17 protein-coding genes are annotated in these 20230 nt (G+C 44.9%); all 17 read right to left on the bottom strand.

The genetic code is table 11. From position 1 onward, the window contains the following. Positions 1 to 2: 2 nt before the first annotated feature. The 17 genes from ACQEXR_RS09225 to ACQEXR_RS09145 all read right to left on the bottom strand — a co-directional run bounded on the left by ACQEXR_RS09225 (position 3) and on the right by ACQEXR_RS09145 (position 20230). Positions 3 to 3875, bottom strand: a complete 3873-nt coding sequence (locus tag ACQEXR_RS09225; protein WP_427020170.1) for a YhdP family protein — start codon at positions 3873 to 3875, stop codon at positions 3 to 5. 9 nt (positions 3876 to 3884) lie between these two features. Continuing rightward, positions 3885 to 5354: a ribonuclease G gene (gene rng / locus ACQEXR_RS09220; RefSeq protein WP_331417543.1), complete on the bottom strand. Its 1470-nt coding sequence runs from the start codon at positions 5352 to 5354 to the stop codon at positions 3885 to 3887. A 19-nt stretch (positions 5355 to 5373) separates the two neighbouring features. Beyond that, complete coding sequence (locus tag ACQEXR_RS09215) at positions 5374 to 5934, bottom strand: Maf family protein (protein WP_427020169.1); 561 nt, start codon at positions 5932 to 5934, stop codon at positions 5374 to 5376. A gap of 3 nt (positions 5935 to 5937) precedes the next feature. Then, complete coding sequence (gene mreD / locus ACQEXR_RS09210; RefSeq protein ID WP_269377959.1) at positions 5938 to 6426, bottom strand: rod shape-determining protein MreD; 489 nt, start codon at positions 6424 to 6426, stop codon at positions 5938 to 5940. Positions 6427 to 6431: 5 nt separating this feature from the next. Continuing rightward, entirely contained in the window at positions 6432 to 7301 is an 870-nt protein-coding gene (mreC, locus tag ACQEXR_RS09205) for a rod shape-determining protein MreC (protein WP_138973823.1), read from the bottom strand. Between the two features lie 53 nt (positions 7302 to 7354). After that, a complete protein-coding gene (locus ACQEXR_RS09200; RefSeq protein ID WP_004747218.1) occupies positions 7355 to 8398 on the bottom strand; it encodes a rod shape-determining protein in 1044 nt (347 codons plus the stop codon). Between the two features lie 152 nt (positions 8399 to 8550). Beyond that, positions 8551 to 12327 carry a DUF6701 domain-containing protein gene (locus ACQEXR_RS09195; protein WP_426951960.1) on the bottom strand — a complete coding sequence of 1259 codons (3777 nt, stop codon included), beginning with the start codon at positions 12325 to 12327 and terminating at the stop codon, positions 8551 to 8553. A gap of 6 nt (positions 12328 to 12333) precedes the next feature. After that, positions 12334 to 12786: an MSHA biogenesis protein MshP gene (locus tag ACQEXR_RS09190; RefSeq protein WP_426951961.1), complete on the bottom strand. Its 453-nt coding sequence runs from the start codon at positions 12784 to 12786 to the stop codon at positions 12334 to 12336. Further along, a complete protein-coding gene (locus ACQEXR_RS09185; protein ID WP_426951962.1) occupies positions 12776 to 13486 on the bottom strand; it encodes a PilW family protein in 711 nt (236 codons plus the stop codon). Before ACQEXR_RS09185 ends, ACQEXR_RS09190 begins: the two co-directional genes overlap by 11 nt. Continuing rightward, on the bottom strand, positions 13486 to 14046 hold the full coding sequence (locus ACQEXR_RS09180; RefSeq protein ID WP_426951963.1) for a type IV pilus modification PilV family protein: 561 nt from the start codon (positions 14044 to 14046) through the stop codon (positions 13486 to 13488). Before ACQEXR_RS09180 ends, ACQEXR_RS09185 begins: the two co-directional genes overlap by 1 nt. Next, positions 14046 to 14504, bottom strand: a complete 459-nt coding sequence (locus ACQEXR_RS09175; protein WP_427020168.1) for a prepilin-type N-terminal cleavage/methylation domain-containing protein — start codon at positions 14502 to 14504, stop codon at positions 14046 to 14048. The genes ACQEXR_RS09180 and ACQEXR_RS09175 overlap by 1 nt, the downstream gene beginning before the upstream one ends. 124 nt (positions 14505 to 14628) lie before the next feature. After that, the gene (locus ACQEXR_RS09170) at positions 14629 to 15105 is read right to left on the bottom strand and encodes a type II secretion system protein (RefSeq protein WP_427020167.1); all 477 of its coding nucleotides are present in this window, start codon (positions 15103 to 15105) and stop codon (positions 14629 to 14631) included. Between the two features lie 27 nt (positions 15106 to 15132). After that, positions 15133 to 15699 (bottom strand): prepilin-type N-terminal cleavage/methylation domain-containing protein, encoded by a 567-nt coding sequence (locus ACQEXR_RS09165; RefSeq protein ID WP_426951966.1) that lies wholly within the window; start codon positions 15697 to 15699, stop codon positions 15133 to 15135. A 69-nt stretch (positions 15700 to 15768) separates the two neighbouring features. Further along, the gene (locus ACQEXR_RS09160; RefSeq protein WP_426951968.1) at positions 15769 to 16257 is read right to left on the bottom strand and encodes an MSHA biogenesis protein MshF; all 489 of its coding nucleotides are present in this window, start codon (positions 16255 to 16257) and stop codon (positions 15769 to 15771) included. Continuing rightward, a complete protein-coding gene (locus ACQEXR_RS09155; protein ID WP_427020166.1) occupies positions 16241 to 17461 on the bottom strand; it encodes a type II secretion system F family protein in 1221 nt (406 codons plus the stop codon). The genes ACQEXR_RS09160 and ACQEXR_RS09155 overlap by 17 nt, the downstream gene beginning before the upstream one ends. Positions 17462 to 17469: 8 nt before the next feature. Further along, positions 17470 to 19194, bottom strand: coding sequence for a GspE/PulE family protein (locus ACQEXR_RS09150; RefSeq protein WP_427020165.1), 1725 nt, complete (start codon positions 19192 to 19194; stop codon positions 17470 to 17472). Further along, complete coding sequence (locus tag ACQEXR_RS09145; protein WP_426951971.1) at positions 19184 to 20230, bottom strand: tetratricopeptide repeat protein; 1047 nt, start codon at positions 20228 to 20230, stop codon at positions 19184 to 19186. Before ACQEXR_RS09145 ends, ACQEXR_RS09150 begins: the two co-directional genes overlap by 11 nt.

The raw sequence follows: 20230 nt of genomic DNA, 5'->3' as shown, positions 1-20230 counted from the left end.
CCTTACTTGATCGCTTCTCTTAGCGTTTCAGGGAGTTTAAATTCCCCTTTACTACGTGACAATTCTTTAACTATAGGGGCGTCTAACGGGCCTTTTACCTCATAGTTAACCTGAGTAAATACTTCGACCACAGGAGAGATAACTGTCGTAATCGCCAAGACATAAAGTGCTGTTTGCGGTGTGACCGCGAAGGCAGTTAACACCGGAATACCGGAGGTAATGTCAGGAGTGAAATTCACCTCAGCATCCACGGTTCTAGTATTGAGGTTAGCGAGGCCTTTAATCGTCATCTCACCCGCTACCGCATCCATCTTGATATCGTTTGTTAAGAACACACCGTTACGGATAGAACCACTGCCTGTGATGGAGTTAAATGCCATACCTTTGTCAAAAACATCACTAAAGTCGAGCTGCATTTTACGAATGATCGAATCAAGACTGAACAAGCCCAATAAACGCGCGGCACCACTGACATCGGAAATCGTGCCTTTACCCAGTTTGGTGTTAACTTCACCTTTGAGGGTATCAATTTTACCTGACCAAGGAGAACCATCCCACTCGACCTTAGCATTGAGCTCAAACGGTGCCTTTTGGATGCCTGAAGAGATACCAAATCGCTCCATAACATCACTGTTGTTTTCACCAGACATCGACACATCGAAACGAGTATGGCTCAGGGTATCGTTCAACTGCCACCATCCTTTCATGTCGACCTTATTGCTGCCGCTTTCGAAAGTCAGCTTCTTCCACTCCAACTTCTCGCCCTGTCGCTGCAAATCGAGGTGAGTCTTACCGACTTTATACCCTTGGAGCCAAAAATCATCGATGGCGAGAGTGATATTCGGTACTTGCTGGTGGAAGGTTCGATCAAAATGGCTAATCAACGGCGCTTGCTGAGCGTCACTGTCAAACATGGTTTTATCTTTGTACTCGGCAGAATCCAATTTAGGAACGTAAACATGCAGACGCTGGAGTGAAACCGATAAGTCATACGGCTCAAGATAAGATGCTTCACCTTTTGCCTCCTGACTATCTAAACTCATGTACCAACCAAGCCCTTTTCTCTTCGCCGAGAAATCGACATCGTTCCACTCAATACCCGCTAAAGTCAGCTCCTTGGCATCAATATCAATTCTAGCGGGTAGGGGAATTTTGGGCGTATTCATCTGTGCCAACACGGCTTCTGAAGGCCCTTGCTCACTCGCCAGTCGATCAATCCATTGGTCGAGATCTAGCTTGTTAAGCCTGATCTGAGCCTGATGTCCAGCAACCGGACTAATTTTGAAGCTACCTTTGCCTAAAACAAGATTCGTATCGGTCAACACAGGCGTGTCTGGTCGAATATCAATTTCGGCTTGATATTTAAAGTTTGGCAATTGTACACGAGCCGTAATGCTTTCTTGGTTACCCGACGCTTGTAGTCGTCCTTTGCCTGCCATTCCGCTTGCTTTCGCTAAAGGCGCGGGAAAATGACTGGTAATCGATTTTAGATCGGCTTCAGTATCTATCTGATAAGTGAAACCAATGTCATTAAGCTGAATGTCGATATCCATCAGCCAAGGCGCATGACCTTCCAGAGGATCAAGCCAGCGGTTGCCAAGATAAGGAGTCAGAGGTTCTACATCCCAGTCACCAACCACATTAATCGCTACGCCATACCCTTGAGCAATGTTCTCCCCACGAAAATCAATTGAAACGGGCTGAGTGAGTATATCGGCGGATAAACCAGCAGCACTGACAACATCGTTGTCAAATTCTACCCTTCCCGAAACCGCTTCTAATGTCATCGGTGGTGATTCAATGGTGACGTAATTTTCGGCAAGATCGGCGTATCCCCAAGCTCTTGCTTCCTTATCGGCACTAAACGGGATATTAAGCTGGAAACTGGATTCCACTTTGCCATCAACCTGAATCGTTGTTAACGCTGCGCCAACTGAATCCACTAGCGGAGATGCCGTCATATAATCTCTGACCGCATTCCCTTGTGCGATAGCCTGTGCTTCGATCTCTATATGCCCACCTTCGGCTAATTCTGGAATACGACCAGTAATGCGTTTGGCCGTCATATCCATCAGGGTTGCACTTCGTGAATCTAGGTACATTGCGTCGTTTTGAAACAACAGATCAAGCTGAAGATCGGTAATTGGTGGCCACGCCGTATCAAAACTGAATTTTGCTTGTTTGAGTCCTACCCAAGCCTGAAACATACCGTCATTATTTTTATACGGGAAGTCAGCGAGCTCCCCATACCATAGCAACTTCGCCGCATTGACTTTACCACCTTGGATGGCGGTGCTGAGATAGTCTGTAAGTTCATATCCCAATGCTAATGTAGGCAAATAACGCCAAGTTTCTCCCGCATTGAAAAGATTGGCCTCAGCATAGAAGGAAAGAAACGGGCTTTTGTTATCTGGAAAATCAAGACGAAACGCGCCAAGAACTTGTAAATCAGGCGTCGCCGCAGTGACTTTATCTGCCCATAGACGCCACCCCGTGTCGTCTTTTTGCCATACAATATCAACCTGTCCTTGCTTGATATTTAACGGGGCTTGAAACACTTCACCATAAGGTAAAACATCGTCGATTAAGTTAACGCTCGCCTTAGCTTGAGTTGGGGTACCAGAAATCGATGCCGACAGATGGTGAATACCCGGCAGCAACTCCCATTGTGACATGGTGCCTTGAGATAGCTGTGCCGAATACTTCAGCGAATCTATTGATTCACCCATAGACACTCGCACATCTTCAATTAAACCACCCAAAGATAACTTCTGAAGTAACTCTGTGGTGATTTTAGAGTCCGGCGCGAGTTTAACTAATGGGGTAATAGCCGAAATATCCAGTTGAGATACGTTCAATCGCCACTGGTCAGGTTGCCAGTCAAAGGCTGCGTCAAGCACAGGCCACTGCTTGTCATCTGTACTCAGATTGAGTGAGTGAGCGTTAACTTGCCAACCATCTGACTTAGGTTCTAACTCAAGAACTCCAGATTCAATCCACAGTTCATGCCGTTGCCCTTCCTTCCAACTTAATTCAGAAGATTCCAGTTCAACATAGGCATTGAGTGGTTGGCTTCGTTCCAACGTTAACCAGCTACTAAAACTCAGTTGGCCTTTTTCAATACCCGTTTCAGTCTTAAGATACTTTGTTAACCAAGGCGTCACTAAGACGTTTTGAGCGGATACATAGAACTCACCACTCACATCAACCAGCGAGCCAAAATCAACAAAATCGGCTCTAACTTGCGCAGAATTGAGTTCACTATTAGCCAAACTGATTTCGCCATCCGCTAAGTGCTGACGGCCATTGTTTTGCCATTTCAGTTTAGCGATCGCTAGCGTGCGAGGCGTTCCATCAATACCGAGAAAATCAATTTTCGATTGAGTTAGAGAGAAACTGTCGAGCTGGCGTAGAAGGAGTTTGTCTAGCTGCTCCAATACCCCTTTCTGCTCGCCTTGAGGCTTCAATTCCGGCGATTGCTCAGTATTGGCCCACTCAACCGATGTGATATCAAGATTAAGTTGATAGATTTTGAGCTCAGCAACGACTGGCTCTCTCTGAATCAGTGACTGGAATAGATCAAGTTCAACTTCAACGGTATCTGCTGAAAAATGAATACCACTGCTCTCAGGCGTATTGGCCTTGACCCCTTTCAGAGATATCGAAGGGTGCGAATTTCGCCAAAAACCATGTAAATCAGACACTTTGAAATCAAGTCCTGAGCCCTGATTGATCCAAGCCTGAATTTGCGGTTGGAAATGGTTGAGTTGAGGTAAGGTTATACGCAGCACTGTAACGGTAATCGCTAAAAACACTAATACCGTTACAGTGAACCAAAGCAATATTCTAAGCAGGCGAGGGGTAGTTGAGCTCACAAACAACCTTTACATCATTACGACATCGAATTGTTCTTGAATGTACAAAGGTTCTGCCTGAATTATTACTTCTTTACCAATAAAGACTTCAAGCTCTGCCAATGCGTGAGACTCATCACCATGTAAGGTATCTGCAACGGCTGGGGATGCGTAGACAACAAACTTATCCGCATCGTAAGCACGATTGACGCGAGTAATTTCACGTAGGATCTCATAACATACAGACTCAACAGTTTTAACGCTGCCACGACCTTCACACGTAGGGCACGAAGAACACAAGATGTGCTCAATGCTTTCGCGAGTACGCTTACGGGTCATTTCAACCAATCCAAGCTGAGTAAAACCATTGATATTGGTTTTGACACGATCTTTGCTTAGCGCGGCTTCCAAAGATGTAAGAACACGGTTGCGATGCTCATCTGACGCCATATCGATGAAATCGATAATAATAATCCCGCCAAGATTACGTAATCTAAGTTGACGCGCAATCGCCTGAGTCGCTTCGATATTGGTGTTGAAAATCGTCTCTTCGAGATTGCGTCGCCCAACGAACGCACCCGTGTTGATATCCACCGTTGTCATGGCTTCAGTTTGATCAATGATCAGATAACCACCTGATTTCAAATCCACTTTACGCTCAAGAGAGCGTTGAATTTCATTCTCGGTGTCATACATATCAAAGATGGGTTTGTCGCCTTCGTACAGCTCTAGCTTTTCGGTTAATTCAGGGACATATTCCGAAGTGAACTCTTTGAGATTCTCGAATTCTGTACGGGAGTCGACCAAGATTTTGTTAAGCTCAGTGCCGACAAAATCACGTAAGATACGTTGAGAAAGACCAAGTTCGCCATAGAGCGTCGAACGTGTTTTGTACTTACTGCGACGTTCCATGACTTTTGACCATAGACGCTTCAGGAAAGCTGCATCTTGGGAGAGCTCTTTTTCATCCGCACCTTCAGCCGCCGTACGAATGATAAAACCGCCGTTTTCATCACAGTAGTGACCGACCACTTTTTTCAGTCGATTGCGTTCTTCTTCACTCTCAATTCGCTGCGATACTCCAACATGGCTCGCCCCAGGCATAAAGACTAGGTAACGCGACGGCAGAGTAATGTCGGTCGTTAGGCGGGCACCTTTTGTCCCGAGAGGATCTTTTACCACTTGAACGACAATGTCCTGACCTTGGCGTACCAATTCAGAAATATCACGAACCTGAAACTGCTGCTTCTCATTTTCAGCAACGCACTCAGTATGTGGCACGATATCCGAAGCATGAAGAAAGGCCGCTTTCTCTAAGCCGATATCAACAAATGCAGCCTGCATGCCCGGTAGGACTCGGCTCACTTTGCCTTTATAGATGTTTCCGACAATTCCGCGTTTTGCTTCACGTTCAACATGGATTTCTTGTAGGGTTCCCCCTTCAATCATGGCCACTCGAGTTTCACTCGGGGTCACGTTGATAAGCAACTCTGCACTCATGAGCGCACCTCAAAATAAATTATAAAAATTTTTGCAAGAGCTGGTCGGTTTCATAAAGAGGCAGGCCCACAACCGCGTAGTAACTTCCTTCTATACGCGTTACAAATCGCCCACCAATTCCTTGAATACCATAACTACCAGCTTTATCGCACGGTTCACCCGTTTGCCAATATTGTTCTATTTCTTGTTCTGACAGGGTTTTAAACCATACGTCTGTAGAGACCACTACAGTTTCTTGAATCTCTTGTGTTGCGACAGTCACCGCTGTCATCACCTGATGCGCTCGTCCAGAAAGCATCAATAACATTTGTTTAGCATGCGCCAAGTCATGCGGCTTTTCCAATACCATATCGTCACAAACAACGATGGTATCAGAGCCAATCACCACTGATTCTGGTTCAAGCTTAGCCGCAGCCATCGCCTTATCTTTAGACAGCCGCGCGACGTATTGCTGCGCACTTTCTCCTGGCTTGAGACACTCTTCCACGTCGGTAACAACAACAGAAAATGAGTAGCCTAACTGTGCAAGCAGCTCTTTGCGTCTCGGCGAGCCTGAGGCCAAAATCAGTGATGTATTCATTTATTATCGTATATGCCAATGGCGTCTAACGCGACGCATTAAGAGGAACATCCATGGCCAGAGTATGCAGTTAATCAAACCACTCCAAAGAGAAACTGGATTAAACGTTACATCCTGAATCAAATACTCACCACAGAAGATCAGTACATCTAAGACCATCGACATAATGCCAATTAAAATGGCTTGCTGCCAAAGAGCCATGTTGCGAATCACAAGGAAGTTCAACGCCACCAGATAGACCACGATAGACATCATCATACCGCGAATTCCTAGCGTTGAGCCGAGCAACAAGTCCCATAGAAGACCCAAAATCAGAGCACTGCCGACATTCACTCTATGAGGCAGAGCCAAAACCCAATAGCAAGCTACTAACAGCAACCAAGATGGGCGTAGTAGGTCAAGCATACCAGGCCAAGGAATGGTCTGGAGTGTCAATGCGATTAAGAAAGAGCAAGCAATGACAAGCTTACCTTTTAGTACACTATTCGCCATTGGTATTACTCCTCCAAATTCTCAGGCAGTACTTGTTGGATCTTCTCCTGACGAGAATCATTCGGCCATATCAATAGCAAGTAACGTAAGCGTTCAAAGTCGACCACAGGCTCTGCTTCAATCACAGCAAATTCACGAGCAGTATCTCGCTCAACCTCGGCAACATGTGCCACAGGGAAGCCTTCTGGATAAATGCCACCTAAACCCGATGTCACTAATAGATCACCCTCTTCAATATCTAAACTGATTGGGATGTGATCAAGATTGATACGATCTGACTTACCATTTCCCGAGGCGATAACTCGAATATCATTGCGAATCACTTGCACAGGAATGGCGCTAAGGCTATCAGTCAACAGCAACACTCGGCTGTTGTGAGCCGACACGAAGGTGACTTGACCCACGATGCCTTTTTCATTGGCGACTGGTTGTCCGACATAAACACCGTCAATCTGACCTTTATCTATCACCACTTGATGACGATATGGCGAGGTATCAACCGCCATCACTTCGGTCACCACTTTGCGTTCATCTCGAATAAATGATGAACCCAGTAGCTTTCGTAATCGCTGGTTTTCTTCACGATACTGATCAAGCAGCAGTAGATCGTTTTTAAGGCGTAACACCTCGCGCTTAAGCGTACGAGTGCTTTCCATATAATCTTGACGGATGTTAAAACGCTCATAAGCGCCATCAAACATTACGCGAGGAACATCCGCTAAATATTGGATTGGGGCTACTACACTATTGAGCAGATAACGTACGTGGGCAAATGCGCCTAAACGACTATCAGCCAGCATTAGGCTGGCTGATAGAATGACGGCAAAAAACAGACGTAGCTGAAGTGAAGGTCCCCGGCCAAAAATAGGCTTCATAGAATATGAGATCCTTATCTTGCCAATCTTGGCGTTACGCCAAGATCAATCAATTATTCTTCGCTAAACAGATCGCCGCCGTGCATATCGATCATTTCAAGAGCTTTACCACCACCACGCGCAACACACGTTAGTGGATCTTCTGCGATAACAACAGGGATACCTGTTTCTTCAGTCAGAAGACGATCAAGATCTTTAAGTAACGCACCACCACCCGTTAGTACCATACCGTTTTCTGAGATATCAGAAGCAAGCTCTGGTGGACATTGCTCAAGTGCAACCATTACTGCAGAAACAATACCTGTTAGTGGCTCTTGAAGTGCTTCAAGAATCTCATTGGAGTTTAGGCTAAAGCTACGCGGCACACCCTCTGCTAGGTTACGACCACGAACTTCGATCTCTTCAACCTCATCACCTGGATAAGCAGAACCGATTTCATGTTTGATCTTCTCTGCGGTTGCTTCACCAATCAAGCTACCGTAGTTACGACGCACATAGTTGATGATCGCTTCATCGAAACGGTCACCACCAATACGCACTGACGAAGAGTAAACCACGCCATTTAGTGAGATAACCGCAACTTCCGTCGTACCACCACCAATATCGACCACCATGGAACCCGTTGGCTCAGAAACGCGTAGACCTGCACCAATCGCTGCTGCCATAGGTTCGTCAATTAGATAAACTTCTCGAGCACCTGCACCTAGCGCAGATTCACGGATTGCACGACGCTCTACTTGAGTTGAACCACAAGGGACACAAACAAGTACACGTGGGCTTGGTTTTAGTACGCTATTGTCATGCACTTGTTTAATAAAGTGCTGAAGCATTTTTTCTGTCACGTAGAAATCAGCGATAACGCCATCTTTCATTGGACGGATTGCAGAGATGTTACCTGGAGTACGGCCTAGCATCTGCTTTGCGGCGTGTCCGACAGCAGCGACACTTTTGCCCGCACGGTTGCGGTCTTGACGAATTGCAACGACAGAAGGCTCGTCTAGGACGATGCCCTGTCCTTTAACGTAGATAAGAGTGTTGGCAGTACCTAAATCGATAGATAGGTCATTTGAAAATATGCCACGAAGTTTTTTGAACATATTCTTCGCTCGTCCTGAAAGAATTATAAGATAGAAAATTGCACTAAATGTACCAATGCCTTGCCGCTACAGCAAGGCATTGAAGTGTAAACATGGGCTGAAACACGCAATTTCTAACAGATTCCTAACGATGGGCAAAAAAAACACAGAAATTACTGCCCAGTTAAGCCCGGTTCACCTCTGAAGATCACCCGATCATTTCCTCGATAAATTCCGAACGTCACCACTGCTGAGGGGTTTTCCTCATTAATCTGATTCTGATCCCAGTCATACATTAGCCAAGTTTGACCATTATTGGTGCCATTACAAGTGGCCGATGAAGCACTAGCATCAAGTCTCAACCAAATTTCGATTTGCTCGCGATTCGGGGTGTTTTGTGTCGCAACAATCGCAGACGAAGCACCATCAACCAATGTACCAACACCAGTTAGACGAACATTATCTCCCTTATCGCTCTCGTTAGGCCAGATCATTTCTGTGCAGTAATGTGTACTGTCAAAGGAGGAGAAACTATCTTCAGGATTAGTGATGAAGCGACTGCCATTCCAGTACTGAGCTTGTAATGGTACAGGTAACGTGGCCGCTTCTACCCCTCCCACATCTGTCATATTGAATCGACCAAAAACGAGGCGGGGTTGCTCATCAGGTAACACCTGACTGCTGGTAGGTTCGAGGTCACTAGAGGACTGCTTAAAGCGTACAGGGTCGCCTATCAATGAAGGTTCTATCTGCAAACTCACTTCAAGAGCATCACCTGAGAAGTAATTATATGGACCATCGGGAGTGAAGTTAGGAGCCTTACTCCAGATAATCTGAGAGCTATTCAATCGCCATTGATGGGCTTGATAATCGGAGTTCATAGCGAGACTAGCAGCATCAGCATTGAGCAGCCTATCTTGGTTATCCATGAAAAACACTGCTTGTAAATCATTAGAGAACAGGCCGTAGTTTTTCACTGTACCACCTTGTACGTTAAACGCTCCAACAGTTGCCAATACGCTTTCAAAAGGCTGATTCATATAGGTAAAACCTTGAATAGCCCCTGCGGTGACTGAGTCATTCCACGCATTACTTTCGATGGTAAAATAGTCTGGGTAGAAGCGTCCTATAGGACGGAAACCTTGATTAATGTCCATCCCTAAGTAACTGTTTGAGCTTTCGGCTTGCAAACGAACACTCCCCACTTCACTCCAACTCAAATCTGGGAACTCAAAATAATTACCACTGGATGCTTTCTCATCATGTTCAACCGACAACTTACCAGTTAGTTGACCAGGATCTCCGCCAGTTGGTGAGTCTATTTGGTGAGTTAGTTCAACTGCAGTTGAGACGGAATTGGAATCAAAGAAATTCCTAGTTACGGGCACATTGCATAGTCCTGCAACCTCTATCGGACCGGAAACTGCACCTCCACTCTGCCAAATAATTGGTTTTACTTGAACGTCAAAGCTCTCCCCCGAGGCTTTATATCCGACGCCGCCATTCGATGTACCTGAAATATCATCATCACTACAAATCGCAAATGTCCATGGACGTGCATTAACCAAGAAGCTACCCGCCAAACTTGCAATGCCACTCTCTGGACAATCACTTAATTCACTGCACGGAAATGCGCTATCTTGAACTTGCACCTTAAAGACACCTGATTCATTTACCTGAATTGGCGTCAATACTGCACTGTTATTTTGAAAAACCGGGCTAAACACCGGTGTACTGCCAATTATCCCTGTAGACGGCAATTGCAGCAGCCAATTGACCGTTGGGGTGCCAGTGTAATTGACCACTGTCGATGCTCCATCATTACACGCCAGCACACTAAGTGATTGTTCATATTCTCTTCCAGCAATAACGTTGATATCACTGGCCGCAAATTTGTACGGTACAAAGTTAACCTGATTGCTAGCTGGACCGTTTTCTCCATTCCATGAACCTGAAATCGAGTAACTCCCTACATCAGTTGAACGTAAATGCAGTGTCTTTTGTCCATTCACCAAACTAGAGGAATAATTTGAACCATTAACACTACAATTTCCGTTATCGCACCACTTGCTTGAAGAGAAAGGATTGGCATTGACTGTAAAATTTGGGGTTGCTGGTTGAGTGATTACGCCATTCTCATTGATGGTTTTAAATAGAACAGGTAACTCCTCACAGGTAAGTGCAAACTCATACTGAGGCTCTATGACGAAAGTAAGTTGTTCTTCTGTAGGTTCACATAAGTGTCGCTGCCGATAGAGTGTGGATACTTCAGAGTCTGAAAGTGAACGGTCAAAAATGGTTACTTCGTCTATGTATCCGTTAAAAGAGCGAGTGGTAAAATTGGCATCATTTCCTAAACGTAAAGCTTCGAAATTAGTTTTCAGCTTTCGCTTGCCATTGCCCCCTACGACCTTATCTAAAGAACCATTAATATATAATTTGGCTTGCTGGTTCTTTCTACTCGCATCGTAATCAATAGTAATATGGTACCAAGTATCTAATTGTATCGTGGTATTGCTGGTTAATGTTTTGACCTGATTGTTTTTTTGCAACCAATACCAGTAAATTTTTCCTTGGCTATTGATGTGAAACTCATAGTTTGTATCTTTAGCCACAATAGTAAACAGTTGTCCAGAGCGCGGGTATCCGTCACTTAACTTAACCCACGCTGACACAGCTAAATCGTCTTCAAAACTAAGACCTTGTGAATGGTCAACTTGAACAAAAGAGTTATCGCGATTATTAAACTCTGCATAACCACAAGTACCATAATCTAGTGAGTTATTCTCTAAGGCCGGCAAGAAAGGGACATGATTTAGATTTGGATTGTTAACAGCACGACCATCATAACCGCCAACACTATCAACAACATCATATGTCATACCACCTGCCCAGAGGCTTTCATCAAAATGATACTTAGCTATAGGGCTAAGAGTTGTGCCATCACAGGCATTGACTGGATCAGTTCTGTATAAGCACTGCCCTTCAACCACGCTCTCGTTGCGAAAGAAGATTGTGGCCCAGCTGTTATTTGCTGCCGTGGCGTCTCCACGAACAACTGTGTTGTCTAAATTGATATGATGATTATAACTTTGTACATTACCGACTATTTCAACATCGGTTAAAAATACCTCTCCAAAGCTAATGACGTCACTATCAACACGTGAGGCATTCGTAACAAAAATCCGATTATTGCTGCGGTTGGAGACTCTCCCTTGTATCACGGAATCATCTATTGTAAGCGTGGTTCCAACATCAACGTAACCATTGATTTGAGAGTCATTGCCAATGTAAATATCCGTATTGGATCGATTGACTACGTTACCATTGATCACTGAATCCAAAATGGTTACTTGTGTGCCCGCATTAATACCTCCCTCAATATGCGCGCCTGCATGAATGTAGATTGACTGGTTCGTATTATTCCAAACATCACTATAAACTTGTGAATTTTTGACCTCAATACGCCCAAATCCCTCTACGTAACCCGAGATATAGCTCCCGTCATTAATCGAGATATTTTGATTAACGTTATTTTTGAGGTAACCGTAAACATAGGTACCCGATAGTTGGAGCCCCGTGTGTAAGTTAATATTCCCATAGATAACCGAGTCATCGAAGTAACTGACTGAACTCCAATTACTTGATTGTAACTGGGTTGTTACACCTAACTGCCCAATCTGCGAGTTATCTAGGTTATAACCACCATACGCAACAATAGTCGAGCCATTATTGACATATATTGTGCTGTTTCGCGCGATGAATTGACCATTACAGTAATAATGCCTTAGGGCAGGAGATGGGCTGTATGAGACGCCACCTGAACACAATGCCGCAAAGTCATTTAAATCATTTAGATAGTAATTTTTCGCCACGGCAAGTGAAGGCAACAACAGTGTAATGAACAATAAAGTTAACAGTCTAATTCGACAGTTCAAGTGCCTAATCATTGTACATTATTCCTTCACCCATGCTTGCTGACTTCTCACGACCTCAGATAATCCTGAACCACACGTCACACTGCTCTCGAATATATAGAATGTCTCACCATCGAGTGGCCCCTTTAAAGTACAGCTTAGCTCGACGTTTCTACAGCTTGCAACCGTTGAAATAAGCGCGTTGGCTCGATTTTGCAATTCCGCGGAGACATCTGTGGTATTACTGTTTGAATCGGGGTCGCAATGCGCAGCAACCGAGGACTCGGTTGAGTTAAGGGGATAAAACAGAGTTAATGCAAGCTCGTTCACTGAGTGGCTTAACAACCAAGCTTGTGTTCCCAATACATCGCGAGTATGAGCATCGCTATTAGATAGCTCTATTCGACTTAATGCCGTAGCCAAAAAGCCCATAACAACAAGCACAAATATCACAACAACATAGAGATTCCCTTGCTCATGTTTACGGTACATTAATCACCTGTATATCCTGCTCAAAATTCGTTGTTTCACCATTTTGACTAAAAGTTAAATTCGCCCGAACCAATCCGTTGTTTTGCACAGTCGCGGGGATATAGTTAAGAGTTCCTATCACGACAAAATCTGAAAGAGCATCACCATCTCGTTCGACTCGTCCTTGACCTACTCCAGCTGAAATACAGTAACTACGCTCTTGATTGCGATTGAAAATATAATAACGTTTAGCCACTGATTCACTGCGAAGATTACTGGCTTCATTTTCTAATGAGAAAACCTGATTAGCCAACACAGACACTTTGTTGGTCAAAATTATAGAGTCATCACGAACACCAAGGTTAGTTGTGGGATTAATAATCAGGGATAAACCGTCAAAGCTATTTGCATTGAGGTCATCTCGTTGACCAACAATAAACTCCACATCATTCCCTGATAATGCATAGAATCCCGAGTAAACAATTGGATAAAAAAACACACAATTATCTTGTGAGCGAAATAGGTTTGGTACAGCGTGACGTATTTCTCTCGACATTTTCTCTAAAACAAACTTCGCCTGAGTTTGTAAACGCTGGCGGTCAATAGTATCTGTATAACCCCGCGCTCCTAGCTCTACAAAACCAGCAATACCCAAAACTAAAATCGCCCCGACAATCAGAGTAATCACCATTTCAATTAGCGTAAAACCTTTTGCTCTCATCAGTAATTACCTCGATAAGCGCTTAAGTTAACTGGGGATTGATTTGTTGCCGAGATTGTCAGTCTAATTCTTTTTAAGCTTGTCCCATTGGCATAACTAACACTAATGTCCAAGCGGAAATTACGATAACTATTATCAGCTAATAACAAATTTAGATCACGACAACCATTTGCCGCTTGTGGCTCCCAACAGCCTATAAAATCATCAACATCGTTATAGAGGTCTGGGCGAATTGCTTCTGGTTCAACCCCAACGTCCTCTTCTGCACCAAAATCAGCCTGAGCAGTACAACTAACGGTAGCCTGTCCTGCGATTACTTCACCGCAACGCCTAACTCCACCAGTGAAGTCACTGTTATGATCAAACCCTCGTGCCAAAATTTGCGTCATCACACTTTGCCCCAACGCTGCTGCTCGGGTTTGATAATGAGGGTTAGCAGAACGGGATATTTGTGGAACAAGAAAATTAGTAATCGTGATCATCGCCAGGCCCATGATAATTATCACAATCACACTTTCTATAAGGGTAAAACCCTTAAAGCGAGACTCCACCTTTTCCATTATGAGCAGTTCCCTTGTGATACATAACCATTTTGTGCAATCGAGACTAGGCAGGTAGAAGAACCTGAGCGGATTTGTATATTAACCGCATCACTTGGCTCTCCAAGTAAATTAAACTCTAAGCAATTCAAAGCTGGAGTAAAATTCACTCCATCGATAGACACCCAGTCGCTCCTTTGTGTATTAGAAAGCACACAACCTTCAACTGAACCCAAGCAGGTTGAAGATATTCGCAAAGCGGTATTGCTATCGTCAGCGCATGAAGCCTCCCTATTCGATTGCATGCGGTTAACCTGAACCTGACGAATAACCGAAATTACCTGCTCTTGAGCAACAAAGGGAGAAAAGCCAGAGGTACCAGCATAACGACTGCTAGCATACGCAGAAACAATCGCAATAAGTAGGATGACAATAATCAACTCAACTAATGTAAAACCAGAGAACTTCGACTTAATCATGCCTAGTACCGTGAAGGGAGACCTTTAAAGTATATCAGTTGGTGCAAAAGAGCTGCGTGATGGGGACTGAAAGATGATGGTATAACGTAAGAAAAAGGCCAGCGTTGCTGGCCTTTTTTAACTTCTAGTTGTTAGTGCACACAGCACCACTGACAACTGAGACACTAGCTGCAACAGTTAAACTTGTCGACTGTACATATTGAACACAGCTAGTAGTGTATGATGGGATACCAAATGAAGATGCCGCCGCACTAACTACGGTATAACTTTTAATATATTCGAAATCCTCACCAGTCCCTAACCCAGTAACAATTGCAGACAAATCTGCATCAGTTGCTTTCGGATAACCATAAGCGGTATTAATTGTAGTTCCACTCATAGTAACCGTGGAATCTTCAAGAGCTTCGCGTCCTTCAATCGCTGACTTACCATATACAATACCTGCCGCACCCTGCATAGCTCCAGCTAAACCCTCAAGCGTAGCAATTCTCGCATCGTCTTGAATATTCAAAAAACGTGGTGCCGCAGTGACGGCAAGAATACCCAAAATAACAATGACTACCACAAGTTCAATAAGGGTGAAACCGCCTTGTCTTTTCATCGTTCTATCTCTCTATTTTATAGCGCATTACTGCAGAGTTACGGTCACACGACCCGTTTCAATTTCATAAACAAACTGATTTTCGCTATTACCCTCTTGCTGAATATAGGTGCAAGTTGAAGCCGCGTCATCAGCCTGGGCTGAATACTTAATATTTGAATCGGCCTCAGCTTGAGCAGTTGTGCCCACTCTTGGCGGATTCTGAAGTAGGTTAGACATGAGTTCGATACAAATATCATTGGTCAGTCCGGCAGGAAAACTATTGTCACCGTTGTTGATGGCATACGGATAGCCATCTCTAAAATCCCCACCAGCTTGGTCAGAACTTGTAAGCCAAAAATCAACACCGTCATAGTTCACTGTATTACGTGTTGTACCATCAATGGTCACCGAGGGTCTCGCCTCTGCTTCCCACTGGGCTCTAGCCGATAACACGCCCGTCGCATATCCGCCAGCAACACCTTCAACACTGGCTTTTTTTGCTTCATCAGTCACGTCTAAAAAGCGCGGTAACGCCGCCACGGCAAGTAAACCTACCACGACAATGACCACGACCAACTCAACCAATGAAAAACCAGACTGTTTGTTAGCCATAAATTAATAACCTACTATTTAGTACACCGTATTATACGGAATTTTCTTACTTCTGCTAGAAGCCAAACTTCAATTATGAGACTCAGCTAAGAATCCAACTTTAGCAGAAAACTTGTTACCGATCAGATTGATAGTGAACACTCTGCCTTGCTGATAAAAATAGCTACAACTGTAGCTGGTGCCTATTGAATCATCGACTATCTTCCATGGCTCTTTACCTAGGATTTCTTTCTCTGGGTATAGAACCTCTAACCAAAAAATACAGCTATTCTGTCTGTCACTATCAAGCGGTTCAATCCACCCACTATTAGTGTAGTTCAACACCCTACCATCAACCTCTAACGGCGTATTTCTCTTTGCCAATAACCACTGCTGCTTAAAGTAACTCGCTCGTTCAATCACTCTTTGCGTCGCCAGCAAAAAAGCAGAATCGTTGGCCTTAACTTCTACATTCTGCCACGCGAGTAGCAAGCTGAGAGTCAGAACCATCACCACCAGCAACCAAGTGATTAATCTTGAGCGCTGAAGGAACAGTGCCGCATTAACCCTTGATAGCATCAAGCATGCCCCACATCGGCAGGAAGATACCCAGCGCAAGCACTAACACCATACTGGCGACAATCACCAACAATATCGGCTCGATGCGTGCTGTTAGTGTTTTTAGGTCATAGTCCACTTCTCTGTCATAGAAGTCAGCTACTTCTAGTAGTAGTTCGTCTATTCGCCCCGTCTCCTCGCCGACAGAAATCATCTGAATAACCAATGGTGTAAAGATGCCGCTATTAATTGCTGTCGATGATATAGGGCTGCCCGCTTCAATGGAGGATTTCATCTCAAGAAGTCGGTTTTCTAGAAATCGATTTCCTAACGCTTCCGCAGATAAAGCCAATGATTGATTAAGCGGTACCCCCGCCTTAAGCATCAAGGCAAAGGTTCTTGAAAATCGTGACAGTTGAGCTCGATTGATCAACTCTCCGACCACAGGCATTCTCAAGCGAAACTTATCCCACTGCTCACGGCCATTGGCAGTCCCGATCCAAGCTTTCAGGGCAAATAAGGCACCTATCATGATAGCGACCAGAACCAACCAATAGTTAACAAAGAATTCTGACGTTGTAATGAGGATTCGTGTTGGCAGTGGCAGATCGACACCGAAGCGAGCGAACATACTGGTAAACTGAGGGATCACTTTAACGTTGAGAATAAACATCGCGACCACAATAAAACTGATCACAAACGTCGGGTAACGCATCGCTGTTTTAATACGCTTACGTGTTTCAACTTCCTGCTCATAGTAGTTCGCCAGTTGCAACAAGGCCTGATCAAGACGACCTGTGTTCTCCCCGACATGGACCATAGAGACAAACAGTGAGCTAAACACTTTAGGATACATTTGCATTGAATTCGACAAACTGCGACCGTTGGTTAGCTCTTGAGTGACCGCTTCAAGCGCTTGATGAAGTTGCTTGTTGGCGCTATTTTGACTCAACCCTTTCATCGAGCGCAGCAAGGGAACTCCGGCTTTAGTTAAGCTGTATAGCTGACGACAGAAAATGACCAGCACTTCCAAAGGGATCGTTGGAGTGAGTAACGATTTGACATCAATATTGAACGCAGCCTGACCACCGCCAGCCTGAATACGGGTCGGAATGATTCCCTTATTCAACAACTGTTCGGCAACCGCATCCTGAGTTGGTGCTTCTATCGTTCCAGACGTCGCTGAGCCATCTGAGTGTCTGCCTTGATATCGAAAATGTGGCATAGTGATTCCTAGATGTAGATCGCCTGTGCAGAACCTGAAGAGTCACCTTCTCCCAAGGTCTTCACTTCACTCAAACTGACAATGCCTTGCAAAGCTAACTCCATGGCAGAAGCAAGCAACGGTTTGTAGTTGGGTGCGTTACGCGCCACGCGTGAAAAGCCTACGGCATCATTTGCGCGCAGCATATCCATCATATCTTGCTCAAGCTCAAGCATTTCAAATACACCAATACGCCCTCTGTAACCCGTTAGGTTACAGTTTTGGCAACCACGGCCTTTAACAAAATGACTTTCAACCTGATTAGGGAAGCGTTGAGCGATCCATTGCTTGTCTGCCGCATCAAGCTCATCTTCCGTTTTACAATCAGGGCATACTTTTCGCACCAATCGCTGAGCGACGACCGCACGAACAGCACTCGCAACAAGATAGCCTGGCGCCCCCATGTCCATCATTCGTAGCGCACTATCAACCGCATCATTGGTATGCAATGTACTTAGCACTAAATGCCCAGTAAGTGCTGCACGAAGGCCAATTTCGACCGTTTCCTGATCACGCATCTCACCGACCAAGATGATATCAGGGTCTTGACGTAGAAATGTTCTCAACACAGTAGAGAAATCGAGGTCTATCTTAGGATTAACCTGAACCTGATTGACTCGCGGTAATCTGTATTCAACGGGATCTTCAGCAGTAATGATTTTTTTGCCTGGCTCATTGAGTTCATTGAGTGCACCATACAGAGTCGTTGTTTTTCCCGAACCAGTTGGGCCAGTCACTAATATCATGCCGTGAGGTCGACGCAATTGACGCCTTAACCTGACGAGTAGATCATCGGGCAAACCTGACTCTTCTAGTTTTCTCACGCCAGAAGACTGATTGAGCAGACGCATAACCACCGACTCACCGTATTGCACTGGCATAGTAGACATACGAATGTCCACCGATTGCCCTTTGGCTCGGATATTAAAGCGTCCATCCTGCGGCAAACGCTTTTCAGAAATATCTAAGTTAGCCATTAGTTTTAGACGCAGCACTAACGCCGAGGCAATGTTGACCTCATTGAGCAATGTTTCATGCAAGACACCATCGATACGCTGGCGTAGACGCAGAACATTCGAATCTGGTTCAATGTGGATGTCCGATGCTCCCACTTGGATGGCATCTTCAAACAGTGAATTGATCAGCTTAACCACAGTCACTTCGTCACTGTCTTCACCTTCAATATTAAAATCGAAGGCTTCGGTTACCTGATGCTCCGCCTGTAACTGCTCTGCAAACGAAGCAATTTCTTTAGTTCGGCGATAGTAGCGATCAAACCCTTCCACCAGTTGTTTTTCTGGTGCGATAACAAACTCGATCGCGTATTGCGATAATTGACCGAGTAGCGCCTCCTGAGCAAACAGGTCGGCAGGATCGCTCATTGCGACTCGCAAGGTATCCATTTGACGAGCAATGACCAATGCCCGCAAACGGCGAGCGTGCACTTCAGGCAGAAGTTGGACTGCATCGATATCGACATTGGCTCGACTGAGATCGATCAAGGGAATATCAAGTTGCTGAGACAAAAATGTCAGCATCTGATGCTCACTTAAGAATCCTAACTCGATTAATGTCGCACCTAACTTTCGACCCGTTGATTGCTGTGCATTTAGCGCCTGTTCAACTTGGTGTTCAGTGATAATGCCCTCTTCGACTAGCAAATCACCCAAGCGCTTTCTTAATTTAATTTTCACTGCTGGATTCCTCTAAACTGCTAATCAGAGTTAGTCGGTCTCGGATAAATTGCTGCGACTGGCTAGAGAGTCCAAGCTTAGTCAACGCTTGATGGTAGGCGCTTTTTGCCGATGCTAAATCAAAAGCTCGCTCTTGTTGAATAGCCAGTCCTAACCACCAGCGAGCACTATCAGGCTCGATGGCAACTAACTGCTGGTAACTTTGCAGAGCCATCTCATCTTGCTTTTCTTTTTGCGCTAAAGCAGCACGTAAAGCTAAGTACTCCACTGAGACAGATTTTGGTAGGGCACTGAGTACCGTTAAAGCCACGCCGTTCTGCTGCTCTTTCATCAGCATTCTTGCCAAAGCTAAGCGTAAATCAACATCCTCTGGGTTGAGGGCGATACCTTTTTGCAAAATTTCAGCGGCTTTTCTTACTTCTCCTTTACCATAGTAAAGCGCAGATAAGCGTTTTCTGACTGAGGCATCGGCCGGTGTATAACGCAATGCCTCACTATAATGATTGAGTGCTTCTGATAGATTGTTGCCATCCAGTGCTTTTTTTGCGCGCTGTTGTGCTTTATCCGACAACTGCTGTGGCGTTAAATCGACTTGCTCAATGACCACTTCGCCTAGTTGAGCCTGTGTCACTTGAGAAGCTTGGTTGCTTGTCGCTTTATTTTGAGCCAGCAAAACAGTCGGAGCTTGCTGTAAATGTGGCGTTTTTTTACTCACCTTTTGCGTTTCTATAGCGGATTGGGACGGCTTATCTTGGCGATCCGTCCGATACAGGGCAGAGTGATTGGGCGTCACTTTCTGAGTGGGTGAAGCAACCTCAATTTGCTCGCTCGCAAATTCGATGGTCTCAAGTCGATCGCTCATCGGTGCTTGCTGAGATATTGCCCAGCCACCAACCGCTAAACTCAGCGCAAAACTTCCTACCACCCAAGGTAAAACAGGACGTTGTTTCACTGGGGCGATATCAGCTTTGGTAAGTGTCACTTTCGATGGCGACTCTTTAGCTAACTTGGCAAGCGCGTTATTAATTGCACTCAT

This window comes from Vibrio sp. TRT 2004 (assembly GCF_050113735.1).
Taxonomy (GTDB): domain Bacteria; phylum Pseudomonadota; class Gammaproteobacteria; order Enterobacterales; family Vibrionaceae; genus Vibrio.
Note: the sequence above shows the minus strand (reverse complement) of the source record. Positions and strands in the feature narration are given on the sequence as shown.